Source organism: Dyella sp. KRB-257, assembly GCF_049445995.1.
In the GTDB taxonomy this organism is placed as follows: Bacteria; Pseudomonadota; Gammaproteobacteria; order Xanthomonadales; family Rhodanobacteraceae; genus Dyella_A.
Genome location: NZ_JBMSDZ010000010.1, coordinates 75041 through 91003, shown reverse-complemented (window position 1 = coordinate 91003; position 15963 = coordinate 75041). Strand labels below are relative to the sequence as shown.

Genomic DNA, 15963 nt, shown 5'->3' with positions numbered 1-15963 from the left:
AGTGTGGCCAGGCGGATCCGGCGAGTGACACCACGCGCCGGCAGCCGCAGGCCAGGCCGCTGGAGCTGGCGCCGGCTGGCTCAGCGGAGATGGCGGTGCGCGAAGCGCGGCAACCCGCGCCACCGCGGGATCGAAGCTCCGGCTCTGGCAGAAAAAACTACGGAGACGGGTATGGCTGCATTCACGCAAGGCGAGCACGCGCAAGGCGAGCACGCACGCAACGTCCACTACGTCGGCGGCATCGGCGACTGGCTGGACTATCACGCCCTGCATCATCCCCATCGCGAGGCATTGGTCGTCGGTGACCGCCGACTGGACTATGGTCAGTTGAGTGACCGCTGTCGTCGCATGGCTGGCGTGCTGGCAGCGCGCGGTGTACGCAAGGGCGACCGCGTGGCGCTGCTGCTGTTCAATGGCAATGCGTTCATCGAGACGCTGTTTGCCTGCGCCAAGCTCGGTGCGATTGCCGTGCCGATCAACTTTCGCCTCAGTCCCGCCGAGGTGGAGTTCATTCTCGACGATTGCGGCGCGCGCGTGCTGGTCTACCACACCACCTTTTCCCCGCTGGTGGCACCGATCCGGCGCAACACTCCGCTGGAGCACGCGCTTTATGTGACAGCCGCCGGCGACCCCATGCCCGCTGACGAGGACTACGAGGACGTGCTGGCGGCGGCCCAGGCGCTCACATCGGTCACGCCCGTGGCGCAGGATGATCCGCATCTGATGATGTACACCTCCGGCACGACCGGGCGCCCCAAGGGTGCGGTATTGACCCATGGCAACACCACCTGGAACGCCTTCAACCTGCTGCTCAGCGAAAGCGCACTGGTCACTGATGACGTGGTGCTCACGGTGGCGCCGCTGTTCCACATCGGCGGCCTCAACATCCATACGTTGCCCGCCCTGTACAAGGGCGCCAAGGTGGTGATGCATCCGCATTTTGACCCCGCCGAGACCTTGCGCCTGGTCGAGCGCGAGCGTGTGACCACGTTGTTCCTGGTGCCGGCCATGTGGCTGGCGATCAGTCAGTTGCCGGACATCGACCGCTATGACCTGTCGTCGCTGCGCGTGCTGATGTCCGGCGGGGCCCCGTGTCCAATCACCGTGATCGAGTTCTTCCAGGAGCGCGGCCTGCGTTTCCTGGAGGGGTTCGGGATGACCGAGACTGCGCCCAATGCCTGTTTCCTGAGCAGTCAGGACACCCTGCGCAAGAACGGCTCGGTGGGTAAACCGCTGACGCACATGCAGATGCGCATCGTGGATGCGGACGACCAGGACGTCGCCCCGGGCGAAACCGGCGAGCTGGTCCTGCGCGGGCCGAACCTTTTCATCGGCTATTGGAACCGTTCCGAGGCCACGGAGGAGGCTTTCCGGGGCGGCTGGTTTCACAGTGGCGATCTGGCCCGTCAGGATGAGGAAGGATTCTTCTACATCGTCGACCGCATCAAGGACATGCTGATTTCCGGCGGCGAAAACGTCTACCCCACCGAAGTCGAGCAGGTGCTCTACCGTCATCCGGCGGTGCGCGAGGCCGCGGTAATCGGGGTGCCGGACGCCCAGTGGGGCGAAGTGCCGCTGCTGGTGGTGGCACCCAAGGAGGGCATGCACCTCGCGCTGGATGAGGTACGCCGCTTCTGCGAAGGCAAACTGGCCCATTTCAAGGTGCCCAAGCAGGTGGTCGAAGTGCCCGCGCTGCCGCGCACAGCCACCGGCAAGGTGCTCAAGCGCGAGTTGCGCCGGAGCCTGATCGGCACCGACAAGCCACCCATCAGCTGACGGTGGAGCTGCCGGGCGCGCCGAAGCGGGCGCCTGCGGCCAATGCCTCTCATCATTCCCGTCGGCCTTATTTCTGGAGCATGGATCATGAGCACTGTACGCAGCCCCTATTACACTGCCGAACACGAGGCCTACCGCGACAGCCTGCGGCGCTGGGTGGCCAGCGAGGTCGAGCCTTTCGCGGCCGACTGGGACGAGGCGGGAAGCTTTCCCCGCGAACTGTACCGGAAGGCGGCCGAGATCGGCCTGATTCCGATGGGTTATCCGGAAGCCTACGGCGGCATCGAGGCCGATCTGTTCTACCTGATCATCGGCGCGCAGGAACTGGCTCGCCCTGGCGTTGGCGGGCTGCCGGCCAGCCTGCTCAGCCACACCATCGGCACCCCGCCGATCGCGCGCAACGGCAGCCCGGAACTGAAGGCACGCGTCTTGCCGGGGATCCTTGCCGGCGAAAAGATCAGCGCGCTGGCGATCACAGAACCCGGCGGCGGCTCCGACGTGGCGGCGTTGCGCACCACCGCCCGGCGCGAGGGCGACCATTACATCGTCAACGGCTCCAAGACATTCATCACTTCCGGCATGCGCGCCGATTACTACACCGTCGCGGTGCGCACCGGCGAGCGTGGCCACAAAGGCATTTCGTTGTTGCTGATCGAACGCGATCGTCCGGGGTTCACGCGAACCGCGCTGGATCGGAAGATGGGCTGGTGGTGTTCGGACACGGCTACGCTGTACTTTGACGAATGCCGCGTGCCGGTGGAAAACCTGCTGGGCAAGGAAAATGGCGGCTCGCAATTGATCATGCAGAACTTCAACCACGAGCGGCTGTTCCTGGCCGCCGGCTGCAATGGTTTTTCGCAGGCGTGCTTCGATGAGGTGGCGGCATATGCGCGCGAACGCAGGACCTTCGGCCGGCCGCTGATCGAGCACCAGGTGGTACGCCACAAGCTGGCCGACATGGCCATGCGCATCCACGCCACCCAAGCCTATCTCGAAAACCTCGCCTGGCGCGTCGAGCACGGCGACAACCCGGTGGCCGATACCTGCCTGCTGAAGAACCAGGCCACGCTGACGATGGAGTTCTGCGCTCGCGAGGCGGTGCAGACGCTGGGCGGGGCCGGTTACATCCGCGGCAGCAAATCCGAACGCATCTACCGCGAGGTGCGTGTCAATGCCATCGGCGGCGGCGCCGAGGAAATCATGCGCGACCTGGCCGCGCGCCAGCTCGGCCTCTGACGTTTCCCCGGCTTGCGCAAAGAAAAACATCCCAAAAGGTGACGGCTCCATGACGGACAAGGTAGTGAGAATCGGCGGCGCCTCGGGCTACTGGGGCGATTCGGCGGCGGCGCCATTCCAGCTGGTGCAGTCGGGCCATGTCGATTACCTGATACTCGATTATCTTGCCGAGATCACCATGTCGATCCTGGCCAAGGCGCAAGCCGCCGACCCCGAGCAGGGATACGCCACCGACTTCATTTCGCGCGTGATGAAGCCACTGCTCGGCGAAATCTCGCGGCGACGCATCAAGGTCATCGCCAATGCCGGCGGTGTCAACCTTGGTGCCTGCCGCCGGGCGCTGGAGCAGCTGGCGCGGGAGGCCGGCGTTCCCTTGAAGATCGGTACGGTGGAGGGCGACAACCTGCTGCCGTGCACCGATGAGTTGCGCCGGCGCGACATCCGCGAGATGACCACCGGCGAGCCCCTGCCCGAACGGCTGATGAGCGCCAACGCCTATCTCGGTGCATTCCCGATTGCCGCCGCGCTGGAGGCGGGCGCCGACATCGTGGTCACCGGGCGCTGCGTGGACAGTGCGCTGGCCGCCGGTCCGCTGATCCACGAGTTCGGATGGAAACCCGACGACTACGACCGGCTGGCCGCCGCGGGGCTCGTGGGCCATCTGCTCGAGTGCGGTGCGCAGGCCACCGGCGGCAATTTCACCGACTGGGAGGCCACCGAAACAGGGTGGGAGAACACCGGTTATCCGATTGCCGAGGTCCGTGCCGATGGCAGCTTCGTGATGACCAAACCGGCCGGTACCGGCGGCCTCGTCTCCCCGCTCAGCGTCGGCGAGCAGATGGTGTACGAGATCGGCGACCCGGCGGCCTATCTGCTGCCGGATGTGAGCTGCGATTTCAGCCACGTCGCCATGCAGGCGGTCGGCGCGGATCGGGTGCGCGTGACGGGCGCGCGCGGACGCGAACCCTCGGCGAGCTACAAGGTCAGCGCGACCTACGCCGATGGCTACGGATGCATCGGCACCTTCGTGGTCGCCGGGCGGCAGGCGGTGCAGCGTGCGCAGCGGCAGGGCGAGGCGATCCTGGGCAAGACGCGAGGCATGCTCGAACAGCTGCACCTGGGCGATTACCGCAAAACCGCCCTGCAGGTCGTCGGCAGCGAATCGCTTTACGGTCCGCATGCCGCGCCGCGCGCCTTGCAGAATCGCGAGGTGGTGCTGCGCCTGGGGGTGCACCACGCGCGTCGCGAAGGCGTGGAGCTGTTTTCCAAGGAATTCGTCGGTTCGGCGTTGTCGATGTCGCCCGGGCTGACCGCGCTGTCCCCCGGCCGCCCCCGGCCGACCCCGCTGGTGCGCCTGTATTCGTTCCTGCTGGACAAAGATCAGGTCACGGTGGACGTGCGCGTGGATGGACAGCCTGTCGCCGCCACGCATATTGTCACCAAGGGGCGCGGCGGCGTGCCGGGCAGCGTGGCGGATCGTTCCGGCCAGCCGGCGCTGGCCACACCTGCCTCAGCCGATGCCATGCAGGTGCCGCTGTGGCGGCTGGCGGTGGCCCGCAGTGGCGACAAGGGCGACCAGGCCAATATCGGGGTGATCGCCCGCCGCGCGGAATATCTACCGGTGCTGCGCGCCGCGTTGACCGCCGATGTGGTGAAACGGTACTTCGCCCACCTCACGCAAGGGATCGTCGAGCGTTTCGATTTGCCTGGCATCCATGCGATGAACTTCCTGCTGCATGCCACGCTGGACGGCGGCGGCGTGGTGTCGCTGCATCTGGACCCGCAAGGCAAGACCTACGGGCAGATGCTGCTGGACATGCCCATCGCGGTGCCGCCGGAGGAAGCACGCCGGTGGGGCGTGGTGCCGGAATAGGGGCGTTCGGCGAGGCGGCACGCACCGGCATGCCACGGTGTGTGGCAGTCGTGCGGCTATGTCCCGTGTGGCTATGCCCGCAGCTTCGTCTTGAGGATCTTGCCGACTGGATTGCGCGGGATTTCGCTCACGATCCGCAGCCGTTCCGGCAGCTTGTACAGGCTCATGCCGTCCTGCTTGAGCCAGTCGACCAGTTCCTCCAGGGTGAGCGTGACGCTGGCGTCGCGCAGCACCACGCAAACGCACACGCGCTCGCCCATGATCTCGTCGGGCACCGGTATGACGGCGGCATCGGCGACCTTCGGATGCCCCTGGACCGCGTTTTCGACCTCGGCGCTGGAGATATTGAAACCGCCACGGATCACCATGTCCTTCTTGCGGTCGTAGAAACCCAGCGAGCTGGCATCGTGCAATATGAACAGGTCGCCCGTGCGGAAGTATCCGTCCTGCGTGAACGAACGTGCAGTGATGTCGGGCCGCTTGAAATAGCCGGGAAACAGGCTGGGCGCGCGGAAGCACAGCTCGCCGATGGCTCCTGGCGCGCGCAGCTCGTTGTCAGTGTCATCGAGCAGCTTCAGGCTCAGGCCATCCTCCATGCCCGAAGGCCAGTGGCGACCGGGCAAGCCCCAGAAGGGAAAGTGATCGACGCGTTTTTCCAGCTCGGGGACGTCATCGGGACCGGCGACCAGATGGCTGCCTTCGTTCTGGCCCCAGATATTGACGATCTCGATGTCCCAGCGTCGCTTGAACTCCTGCAGGCTCCAGGCCGACGGTGGCGCCGAGCCGGTGGTGATGGTGCGCACGCTGGACAAGTCCAGCTGATCCACGTTGGGCAGCTTGACGATGGTGTTGAGTATCGCCGGCACGAGGATGGTGAAGGCGATACTCTCCCCGGTCAGCTGGCGCAGCAGGACTTCGGCATTCAGTGGATGGTGCAGCACCAGGGTGCCGGCGGTCAGCAGCCAGGGAATGAAGTTGACGCCGACCCCGGTCATGTTGACCAGCGGCGCCACGCAAAGCTGGCGACAGCCATCCTGCAGGCCGCACAGATGCACCAGCCGGGAGCCCATGAACTGCCAGACGTTGTGGGTCATCGGGCAGCCCTTGGGCTCGGCCTCGGTCCCCGAGGTCCAGCAGAGGGTGAAGACGTCGTTGGCATCGACCCGCACATCGACCGGCGCGGCGCCGGGCGTTTGCGCCATCGCGTCCAGCTCGTGCAGCGAGATCACCTGCTCGATGCCCAGCTCGTGGGCCATGCCCAGGTAGTCGAAACCCTTGAACCCTTCCGTGCCGATGTAGAAACGCGCCTCGGCCAGTCCGGCGACATAACCGACATCGTGGCTGCGCCACTGCATCGGCAGAGGCGACAGGATGCCTCCGGCCTTGGCCACCGCCAGGTAGAGCATCGCCAGCTCCCACACATTGGGAAGCTGCGCGATGACGATATCGTCCTGGCGCAGACCGCGGCGCTGCAGTGCGCCGGCGACTGCGTCGACGGCGGCCTGCAGTTCGGCGTAGTGCAGGCTGCGCGGGGGCGTTCCGAGCAGCTGGTCACGGTCGAGCGGATCGACCACCGCCGGCCGCTGTGGGTGCGCGGCGCATGAGGCGGCGAAGCGATCCAGCAGCGTGCGATTGCCCCAGTAGCCCTGCCGGGTATAGCGCTCAATCATCGACGGCGAATGCAGGATCATAGATGCGGCAGACTCCTTGCGATACCACATGTCCGGGGCGTGGCCATGGGCGACATTTTGCAGCGGCAAGGTCGACTTGCCTTCGTCGCTTCGGACGAATCGGCGTGCGTGCCAGAGCTCATTGGCGCGAAATCGTCGCTTCGGACGAAGGATGCAGGGCGTCGATTGGAAGAAAATGTACGCTTCGGGTCAATCCCGCCGAGGCCATGGCCCCCTCGGCACAAGGCCGCCCCACCCTGATGGAAGCCGCATCGCCTGATGATTCAGCCCCTATTGCCCGCCGGCACGCGGCCCGTCCCACCCGCTGTCCCCAGCAGCGGACCACTCGGCGATCCGCAGCGACTGCACACGCGTGACGACGTCACCCTGGCGGTTTGGCGCTGGCCGCAGCTTCCAGGTCGCCCGGCGCTGCACTGGGCGCACGCCACCGGTTTTCATGCACGCACCTATACCCCGCTGCTGGACGAACTGGCGCAGTTCGCCAACGTCAGCGCCTGGGACATGCGCGGTCATGGCCGCAGCATCGCCCCGCTGGGCAGTTTCCATGGCTGGTCGACCTATTACGACGACCTGTGCGACCTGCTGCAAGCCAGCGAAGAACCGCTGTGGCTCGCCGGGCATTCCGTGGGCGCCACGGTGAGCCTGATGGCGGCATCGCGCTTTCCGCACAAGGTGCATGGTCTGCTGCTGGTCGAACCCGTGCTGATAGGGCGCTGGGAAGGTCTGAAAATGGCCCTGGCCAAGCACCTTCGGCGGGCGCACAGGACCGTCTATGCTGCGGGTGCGGCGCGGCGGCGCAATCAGTTTTCCACGCGTCAGGAGGCCTTGCAGCGCTACCTGGGGCGCGGTGCTTTCGCCACCTGGCCGGCGGCATGGGTGGAGGCCTATGTCGCCCATGCCTTCATGGAAGACGACGTCGGCGTCCGTCTCGTCTGCACGCCGGAGTGGGAGAGCACCTCGTTCGCGGCGACCGAACACCATCCCTGGCCGGCGGTGCGCAAGGTACGCTGTCCGATCATCGCGCTGGGCGGTGAAAGCAACTCCACCTTTCCGATGTCATCGCGGCGCCTGCTCCATCGACTGCTGCCGCAGGCGCGCATCGAGTCGGTAGTGGGAACCACCCACTTCGTGCCCATGGAGCGCACCGATCTCGTGGTGAAGGCGGCACGCCAGCTGCTTGGCATCAATGCCTCCGGTGATGATGACCGCCATGCGCATTCAGCGTCCTAGAAGCCAGATCACGGAGTCCATACGATGCTCAAGCTGTATCACTGCGAGAATGCCCGTTCCTTTCGCCCCCTGTGGGCCATGGAGGAGATGGGCCTGACTTGCGAACTCACGATGCTGCCGTTTCCGCCGCGCGTGCGTGACAAGAGTTTCCTGCAGATCAACCCGCTCGGCACGATACCCGCGTTTTTCGACGGCGAGATGCTGATGACCGAATCGGCGGCGATTTGCCAGTACCTTGCCAGCCGCTATGGTCCTACCGATCTCGACGTGCCGGCATCCGACCCGGCCTACGGCCCATACCTCAATTGGCTGCATTTCGGCGAGGCGACACTGACCTTTCCCCAAACCCTGGTGCTGCGTTATGGCCGGTTCGAACCACCGGAGCGCCGTCTGCCCCAGGTGGTGGAAGACTACGGGCAATGGTTCCTTGCCCGGCTACGAGCCATCGATGGGCTGGTCGCAGGCAGCGATTACCTGTGCGCCGGTCGTTTCACCGTTGCCGACATCTCGGTCGGTTATGCACTGATGCTGGCCCACATGACCGGGCTTTCCGGGCGGTTTCCCCCCGCGGTGACTGCCTACTGGGAACGGCTCGCGCAGCGTCCTGGCTATGTCAAGGCACTGGAACGTCAGCGTCATGCCGCGGCCGAACAGGGCATCAGTAGCGGGCCATTGTCCGCGCCCGGCGGGTAACGCGTCGCCGGTTATCCGTGGCCTCTGGTGCGAGGCATCCCGGGTGCGTCGCCTGTATGAACAGGCGAGGCGGCATCGCGTCCGTCGGTACAGCCACTTGGCACAAGACACCCATGGCGGGGCGCCGATACAGTGCACTCATGCTGGGTGGTGAGGGTACATGCCGTTGCGCCCCCGACGCCTTGAACGGGATATCTGCCAAGCTGGCCATATGACTGTCATCGAATCGAGAATGTCCACGGGCGCGGAGCCCTATCGTTCCAATCGCGAGGGCATGCTGGCGCTGCTGGGCCGGGTACGGAAGCTGGAGGCGCGCACCCGTGACGCCTCGGCGGCCTCGCGCGCGCGCTTCGAGAAACGCGGCCAGCTGCTGCCGCGCGAGCGCATCGCGTTGGTGCTCGATCCGGGCGCGCCATTCCTGGAGCTGTCGACCCTGGCCGGCTACGGCATGGATACCAGCGATCCGGACAAGAGCGTGCCCGGCGGCGGCATCATCGCGGGCATCGGCTACATCTGCGGCGTGCGGGTCATGCTCAGTGCCTCGGATTCGGGCATCGAAGCCGGCGCGATGCAGGCGATGGGGCTGGACAAGCAGCTGCGCATCCAGGAGCTGGCGCTGGAGAACAAGCTGCCGTTCGTGCAGCTGGTGGAGAGTGCCGGCGCCAATCTGCTGAAGTATCAGGTCGAGCAGTTCATCTACGGCGGCAGCATGTTCCGCAATCTGGCGAGGCTGTCCGCCGCCGGGTTGCCGGTGATCACGGTGACACATGGCTCCTCTACCGCCGGCGGCGCCTACCAGACCGGCTTGTCGGACTACATCATCATGGTGCGCGGGCGATCGCGCGCGTTCCTGGCAGGGCCACCCTTGCTCAAGGCCGCCACGGGTGAGGTCGCTACCGAAGAGGAACTCGGCGGCGCGGAGATGCACACCAGCATCTCGGGCCTGGGCGATTACCTGGCCGAGGATGACCGTGATGCCCTGCGGCTGGTGCGCGAGATCATCAGCAGCCTGGACTGGAACCGTCACCGTGTGCAGGATCCGGTGCGCGCCGTGCGCGCGCCACGCTACGATGCCGAGGAACTGCTGGGTATCATGCCGATGGACCACAAGCGTCCGGTCGACATGAAGGAAATCATCGCGCGGATCGTCGACGATTCCGCCTTTCTCGAGTTCAGCGCCAACTACGGTCCGGCCACGGTCTGCGGCCATGCCGCCCTCGAGGGCATGCCCATCGGCATCATCACCAACAACGGGCCGATCGACCCGGCCGGCGCCACCAAGGCCACGCATTTCATCCAGGCCTGCTGCCAGGCGCGCATCCCCCTGTTGTACCTGAACAACACCACCGGTTTCATGGTTGGGCGCGACTACGAGCAGGGCGGCATCATCAAGCACGGCGCCAAGATGATCCAGGCGGTAACCAACGCCACCGTGCCGCAGGTCACGCTGTACTGCGGAGCCTCCTTCGGCGCTGGCAACTATGGCATGTGCGGGCGCGGCTTCCATCCGCGTTTCTGCTTCTCATGGCCGAACGCCAAGACGGCGGTGATGGGGGGCGAGCAGGCCGCCAAGACCATGAGCATGGTCACCGCAGCGGCGATGCTCCGCAAGGGTGGCGAGGTGGACCGGCAGAAGCTCGATGCGCTGGAGCAGCAGATCGTGCGCACCTTCGAGAGCCAGATGGACGTGTTCGCCACCAGCGCCAGGTTGCTCGACGATGGTGTGATCGACCCGCGCGATACCCGCGCGGTGCTCGCCCTGGTGTTTTCGGTGTGTCGCGAAGCCGACGCCAGCCATCCGCAGCCGATGCAGTTCTCGGTGGCGCGGCCCTGAGGTTGCGCGGCGCCGCATTCGATCGTCACCACGTTGCCGCCGCCCCGGCGGCAGAGCGCTCGCGCAGCCCGGATTTCCTTCACGGAACGCAATCTTCATGATCCAAGCCACGCCCTTCAGCAAGATCCTCATCGCCAATCGGGGTGAAATCGCCCTGCGGGTCATGCGCACTGCCCGAGCCATGGGTTATCGGACGGTGGCGGTGTATTCCACCGCCGACCGGCTGGCGCGCCATGTATCGGCGGCTGACCAGGCGGTATGCATTGGCGAGGCATTGCCGGCCCAGTCTTATCTGCGCATCGAGGCGATCATCGCAGCGGCGAAGCTCAGCGGGGCCGATGCGATTCACCCGGGCTACGGCTTCCTGGCCGAGAACGCCGCGATCGCCCGCACTTGCCAGAAGGCCGGCATCGTGTTCATCGGCCCGTCGGCCGAGGCCATCGTCGCCATGGGCCACAAGGCCGGCGCCAAACAGTTGATGATGGACGCCGGCGTGCCCTGCGTACCCGGCTACCATGGCGAAGACCAAAGCGAGGCCAGGATGATCCAGGAGGCCGCGCGGATCGGCTTCCCGGTAATGATCAAGGCCACCGCCGGCGGAGGCGGGCGCGGCATGCGGCTGGTGCAGCAGGCGGTGGATTTCCCCGAGGCACTGCGCCGCGCGCGCTCAGAGGCACAAAGCGCCTTCGGCGATCCCGAAGTGATCCTGGAGCGGGCGATCGTGGCGCCACGCCATATCGAAATCCAGATCATGGCCGATCGGTACGGGCATGCGATCCATCTGGGCGAGCGCGACTGCTCGATCCAGCGCCGGCACCAAAAAGTCGTGGAGGAGGCGCCCTCGCCGGCCGTCAGCGCGGAGCTGCGCGAGCGGATGGGCGCCACCGCGGTCGCCGCGGTCAAGGCGATCCGCTACGAAGGCGCCGGCACGCTGGAGTTTCTGTTGGACGGGCAGGGCCAGTTCTACTTCATGGAAATGAACACCCGATTGCAGGTGGAGCACCCGGTGACCGAGGCGGTCACCGGCCTGGATCTGGTGGAGCTGCAGCTGCGCATCGCGGCCGGCGAACCGCTGGCGCTGCAGCAGCACGATGTCGACCTGTGCGGACACGCCATCGAAGTGCGCCTGTGTGCGGAAAGCCCGGCGCAATCTTTCATGCCGCAGAGCGGTCGAATGCTGCTGTGGCAGATGCCCGAGTCGATCCGGGTCGAGCACGCGCTGGAATCGGGTGCCGAGATTCCGCCGTTCTACGACTCCATGATCGCCAAGCTGGTCGGCAGCGGCAGCGATCGCGAAGCGGCGCGGCGCAAGCTGCTTGCAGGGTTGGAAGATGCCGTTGCGCTGGGTGTGGAAACCAACCAGGCGTTTCTCATCCAGTGCCTGTGCCAGCCGGCCTTCATTGCCGGCGAGGCCACCACGGCTTTCGTCGCCGAGCACGGTGCCGCGCTATGGGGAGATGATCCGGAAAATCGCGCCCGCGCCAGTGCGCTGGCGGCAATGCTGCTGTATGCCACCGATGAGCATGGCGGCGATCACGGCGTCAGCCGGATCGCCGCGCGCGGTTCGGTGGTGTTCCATCTCGGCATCGGCGCCGAACGATGCACGCTCGCGGTGAACAAGTGCGAGGACGGCCAATTCCAGATCATGCTGGCCGAACGCATTTTCACCTTGCAAACGATGCAGATCGAGGGCACCCAGGTGCGCTTCGTCGGCGACGGCCTCGGCGAGCGCGCCGCGTTCGTGCGCGACCGCCACCTGCTGCTGTTGCGTTATCGCGGGCAAGCCTATCGTGTGGAGGATCATACTCATGCCGCCGCCAGCCGTGGGGAAGGCACCGGGGGGGATGGCAAGATCCGCGCCTCGATGAACGGACGGGTGGTGAGCGTGCTGGTCAGCGAGGGCGACATCGTGCAGGCCGGCCAGCCCATTCTCGTGCTGGAGGCCATGAAGATGGAGCACGTGCATCAGACGCCGGTGGCCGGCAAGGTGCTCGCCGTGAGCGTTGCCGAGGGCGATCAGGTGGCGGCCACGCGGGTGCTCGCGGAAATCGAGCCCGCGTCCCCGCCTTCTGAGCCAGCGCCCTGAGAGGCTGTGAAAAAATCGCCCACCTACTGCGACCGCCGCCGGACGCTCGTGCCGGCGGCGCGCTGCGGGCAAATCCAGGTCATTTGGTTCACCAAACTCCCCGGATTTGCCCACAACGCACCTTGTCACGAACGCCCGGCGACGCCCTCGCTACGGCGGTCGAATTTTTCACAGCCTCTGAGGCATTCAGGCGGGGCTGACCCGGAAGGCGGTGACCGAAAGCGATTTCACGGTCGATCCGCTCCCATGCCTATACAACGATGGTCGGCCATTGCGCAGCGATGAGCCGCCGACCGATACGACAGGAGACATGAAATGACAGAACAGCCATGGGTCTTGTTGGAACGGCGGGGAGCGGCCTACTGGATCACGCTCAATCGCCCGGACAAGCGCAATGCGCTCAACCAGGCGGTGATCGACGGCATCCGGGCGGGCTATGCCAATGCCCACGCCGATCCACAGGTACGCGCCATCGTGCTCACCGGCAGCGGCGAAAAGGCATTCTGCGCCGGGGCCGATCTGCAGCCGGGCGCGGGCTTCGCCTTCGATTACGCCCAACCCACCACGGCGTATGCCGACCTGTTGCGGCTGGCCGCGAATTCGACACTCCCCAGCATCGCGCGAATCAACGGCGTCTGCATGGCCGGCGGCATGGGCTTGCTTTGCATGGCCGACATGGCGGTGACGGCCGATCACGCGCGCTTCGGCCTGCCCGAGGTCAGGGTGGGCGTGTTTCCGATGCAGGTGCTTAGCCTGATGCAGCGGCTGGTGCCGCCGCGGGTGCTGCGCGAATGGTGCATCACCGGCGAGCCGTTCGACGCCGATGTCGCGCGTGAACACGGACTGGTCAATTACGTGGTGCCGGCGGCCGAGCTCGATGCCAAAGTGGACTGGCTGTTGGCGCGCGTGGTGGACAAGTCACCCACGGCCATACGCCGCGGCAAGGCGGCCATGCGGGCGATCGAGGCGATGTCGTTCGAGCAGGCCATTGCCTACACCGAAACCCAGATCGGCACACTGGCCCTGACAGAGGATGCGCGCGAAGGCATGGCCGCCTTCAATGAAAAGCGCCCGCCGCGCTGGACGGGCCGGTGAGCGCGACCCGCCGTCGGTGCACCGGCAGGCGGCCAGCGCTTGTGCCCTCACGCCTGCGCGCCGGATCGTCGATTCGGACGATGCTGCCGGTCTGGCACCGGGGCTAAGGTGTAGGCCCCTCCTGCACTGCCATTTTTTCAGGACGACCCCATGAAACTCGATTCCTCCATCACCGCCGTGATCACCGGTGGTGCGTCCGGTCTGGGCGCGGCGGCGGCCCGCCGCCTGGCTGCCGCCGGCGTCAAGGTGGCGCTGTTCGATATCAACCCGGACCAGGGCGAGGCGCTGGCGAAAGAACTGGGCGGCGTGTTCTGCCGCACCAACGTCACCTCCGAGGCCGATGTCGATGCCGCCTTCGCGAAATCGCGCGAAGCCATCGGCCAGGAGCGCATCCTGGTCAACTGTGCCGGTACCGGCAACGCCTTCAAGACGGCCTCCCGTGCGAAGGAGACCGGTGCGATCAGCCACTTTCCGCTGGCCGAGTTCGACAAGATCATCCAGATCAACCTGGTCGGCAGCTTCCGCTGCGCGGCAAAATCGGCCGCCGGCATGTTGCAACTCCAGCCGCTGGCCAATGGCGAGCGCGGCGTGATCATCAACACCGCATCGGTGGCGGCGCAAGATGGCCAGATCGGGCAGGCCGCCTATGCCGCCTCCAAGGCGGCCATCGTCGGCATGACCTTGCCGATCGCCCGTGACCTCATGAATGAAGGGATCCGCGTCAATACCATCATGCCGGGCATCTTCGATACGCCCTTGATGGCCGGCCTGCCCGACAACGTCAAGCAGGCGCTGGCCGCCTCGGTACCATTCCCCAAGCGCCTGGGTCAACCTGCGGAATTTGCCGCACTGGCCGAGGCGATTATCGGAAACGAGTACTTCAACGGCGAGAGCGTGCGCCTGGATGGCGCGATCCGCATGCCTCCTCGCTGAATCACTTCCGCCCGGCGCACTTCGCGCCACATGGCACTCCCTGCACGCCGGGTCGATCCGGCATCCATCCGAGGATACAGACATGGCTGAAGCCTACATCGTGGCGGCCACCCGCACCGCCGGCGGCCGCAAGGGCGGCCGGCTTTCCGGCTGGCACCCGGCGGACCTGGCCGGGCAGGTGCTCAATGCGCTGCTCGATCGCAGCGGCGCCGATCCGGCCCTGGTCGAGGATGTGATCATGGGTTGCGTGGGGCAGGTCGGCGAGCAGGCCTCCAACATCGCGCGCAATGCCGTGCTGGCTTCGCGCTTGCCCGAGGCGGTGCCGGCCACTTCAGTCGACCGCCAGTGCGGCAGTTCGCAGCAGGCCCTGCATTTCGCCGCGCAGGCGGTGATGTCCGGGGCGATGGACGTGGTGATCGCCGCTGGCGTGGAAAGCATGAGCCGGGTGCCGATGGGCGCCGCCGTGGTGTTGCCGCGCAAGGCGGGGCTGGGCGATTACATGAGCCCCGCGATCCGCGCCCGGTACCCTGGCGTGGAAGAATTCAGCCAGTTCGCCGGCGCGGAAATGATGGCCGCCAAATACCATCTGAGCAAGGATCAGCTGGATGCGTTTTCCCTGCTGAGCCACCAGCGCGCGACTCAGGCGGCGCAGGCGGGCAAGTTCATGCAGGAGATCCTGCCGCTGGAAGTACGCCTGCAGGAAGGTGGCGCCAACGGTGAGATGCACACCCTCGACGAGGGCATCCGCTTCAACGCCACGCTGGAGGGTATCAGCAATGTCAAGCCGATCCGGGAAGGCGGCTGCATCTCGGCGGCTAACGCCAGCCAGATCTGCGATGGCGCCTCCGGCGTCATGGTAGTGAACGAGCGCGGCCTGAAGGCTTTGGGGGTCAAGCCATTGGGGCGCATCCATCACATGAGCGTGATCGGCCATGATCCCGTGATCATGCTGGAGGCGCCGATCCCGGCTACCGAGCGCGCGCTGAAGAAGGCTGGCCTGTCGATCCGCGACATCGACCTGTTCGAGGTGAATGAGGCGTTCGCCCCGGTGCCACTGGCCTGGCTGCAGGTTACCGGCGCCGATCCGGCCCGCCTCAACGTGCATGGTGGGGCCATCGCCTTGGGCCACCCGCTGGGCAGCTCAGGCACCAAACTGATGACCACGCTGCTGTATGGTCTGGCCCAGACCGGCGGCCGCTTTGGGCTGCAGACCATGTGCGAAGGCGGCGGCATGGCCCACATCACCATCGTCGAGCGGTTGTAGGCCGGCGGACTTGCAGCGGGCGGCCCGGCCATGGGCTTGCTGCGAGGCGACCCTGCGCCGCTGTCTGGCCGGCTCGTGCAGCCGGGGCGCGGGCGTGGCCTCCCGTCCTGAACGCAAACCACCCCGCACAAGGGAGGTGATGTCGCAACGGATCTGGACCGAACCGCGTGCTTGCGGACTGCTTCCGCGGCCGATGCGATTCAATCTAACGCGGTGGCGGAACTGGCGCGGCACGTAACCCGTGTGCGCCGG

General features: G+C 66.1%; 11 protein-coding genes. 10 read left to right on the top strand and 1 reads right to left on the bottom strand.

Annotated elements, in window-relative coordinates:
• Positions 1-24 precede the first annotated feature (24 nt).
• The 3 genes from ACO2Q2_RS10000 (at position 25) to ACO2Q2_RS09990 (ending at position 4885) form a co-directional block, all read left to right on the top strand.
• On the top strand, positions 25-1776 hold the full coding sequence (locus tag ACO2Q2_RS10000) for an acyl-CoA synthetase (RefSeq protein ID WP_423255622.1): 1752 nt from the start codon (positions 25-27) through the stop codon (positions 1774-1776).
• Between the two features lie 87 nt (positions 1777-1863).
• The gene (locus tag ACO2Q2_RS09995; RefSeq protein WP_423255621.1) at positions 1864-3012 is read left to right on the top strand and encodes an acyl-CoA dehydrogenase family protein; all 1149 of its coding nucleotides are present in this window, start codon (positions 1864-1866) and stop codon (positions 3010-3012) included.
• Between the two features lie 49 nt (positions 3013-3061).
• On the top strand, positions 3062-4885 hold the full coding sequence (locus ACO2Q2_RS09990; RefSeq protein WP_423255620.1) for an acyclic terpene utilization AtuA family protein: 1824 nt from the start codon (positions 3062-3064) through the stop codon (positions 4883-4885).
• A 71-nt stretch (positions 4886-4956) separates the two neighbouring features.
• Here the strand turns inward: ACO2Q2_RS09990 and ACO2Q2_RS09985 are convergent, their stop codons facing one another.
• A complete protein-coding gene (locus tag ACO2Q2_RS09985; RefSeq protein ID WP_423255619.1) occupies positions 4957-6576 on the bottom strand; it encodes a class I adenylate-forming enzyme family protein in 1620 nt (539 codons plus the stop codon).
• A gap of 273 nt (positions 6577-6849) precedes the next feature.
• Between ACO2Q2_RS09985 and ACO2Q2_RS09980 the strand changes: the two genes are divergently transcribed.
• From ACO2Q2_RS09980 to ACO2Q2_RS09950, 7 genes are all read left to right on the top strand, one after another.
• Positions 6850-7806 carry an alpha/beta fold hydrolase gene (locus ACO2Q2_RS09980; protein WP_423255618.1) on the top strand — a complete coding sequence of 319 codons (957 nt, stop codon included), beginning with the start codon at positions 6850-6852 and terminating at the stop codon, positions 7804-7806.
• Positions 7807-7830: 24 nt separating this feature from the next.
• Positions 7831-8499: a glutathione S-transferase family protein gene (locus ACO2Q2_RS09975; protein ID WP_423255617.1), complete on the top strand. Its 669-nt coding sequence runs from the start codon at positions 7831-7833 to the stop codon at positions 8497-8499.
• A 232-nt stretch (positions 8500-8731) separates the two neighbouring features.
• The gene (locus tag ACO2Q2_RS09970) at positions 8732-10333 is read left to right on the top strand and encodes an acyl-CoA carboxylase subunit beta (protein ID WP_423255616.1); all 1602 of its coding nucleotides are present in this window, start codon (positions 8732-8734) and stop codon (positions 10331-10333) included.
• A 97-nt stretch (positions 10334-10430) separates the two neighbouring features.
• Positions 10431-12419, top strand: a complete 1989-nt coding sequence (locus ACO2Q2_RS09965) for an acetyl/propionyl/methylcrotonyl-CoA carboxylase subunit alpha (protein ID WP_423255615.1) — start codon at positions 10431-10433, stop codon at positions 12417-12419.
• A 315-nt stretch (positions 12420-12734) separates the two neighbouring features.
• Positions 12735-13514: an enoyl-CoA hydratase/isomerase family protein gene (locus tag ACO2Q2_RS09960; RefSeq protein ID WP_423255614.1), complete on the top strand. Its 780-nt coding sequence runs from the start codon at positions 12735-12737 to the stop codon at positions 13512-13514.
• A gap of 150 nt (positions 13515-13664) precedes the next feature.
• Positions 13665-14447, top strand: a complete 783-nt coding sequence (locus ACO2Q2_RS09955; protein WP_423255613.1) for an SDR family NAD(P)-dependent oxidoreductase — start codon at positions 13665-13667, stop codon at positions 14445-14447.
• Between the two features lie 82 nt (positions 14448-14529).
• The gene (locus tag ACO2Q2_RS09950; RefSeq protein WP_423255612.1) at positions 14530-15711 is read left to right on the top strand and encodes an acetyl-CoA C-acetyltransferase; all 1182 of its coding nucleotides are present in this window, start codon (positions 14530-14532) and stop codon (positions 15709-15711) included.
• Positions 15712-15963: the final 252 nt, after the last annotated feature.

Coding starts and splice junctions, on each gene's coding strand:
- ACO2Q2_RS09965 (WP_423255615.1), top strand. CDS start 10,431: ATGATCCAAGCCACGCCCTTCAGCAAGATCCTCATCGCCAATCGGGGT.
- ACO2Q2_RS09955 (WP_423255613.1), top strand. CDS start 13,665: ATGAAACTCGATTCCTCCATCACCGCCGTGATCACCGGTGGTGCGTCC.
- ACO2Q2_RS09985 (WP_423255619.1), bottom strand. CDS start 6,576: ATGATCCTGCATTCGCCGTCGATGATTGAGCGCTATACCCGGCAGGGC.
- ACO2Q2_RS09995 (WP_423255621.1), top strand. CDS start 1,864: ATGAGCACTGTACGCAGCCCCTATTACACTGCCGAACACGAGGCCTAC.
- ACO2Q2_RS09975 (WP_423255617.1), top strand. CDS start 7,831: ATGCTCAAGCTGTATCACTGCGAGAATGCCCGTTCCTTTCGCCCCCTG.
- ACO2Q2_RS09950 (WP_423255612.1), top strand. CDS start 14,530: ATGGCTGAAGCCTACATCGTGGCGGCCACCCGCACCGCCGGCGGCCGC.
- ACO2Q2_RS09990 (WP_423255620.1), top strand. CDS start 3,062: ATGACGGACAAGGTAGTGAGAATCGGCGGCGCCTCGGGCTACTGGGGC.
- ACO2Q2_RS09970 (WP_423255616.1), top strand. CDS start 8,732: ATGTCCACGGGCGCGGAGCCCTATCGTTCCAATCGCGAGGGCATGCTG.
- ACO2Q2_RS09960 (WP_423255614.1), top strand. CDS start 12,735: ATGACAGAACAGCCATGGGTCTTGTTGGAACGGCGGGGAGCGGCCTAC.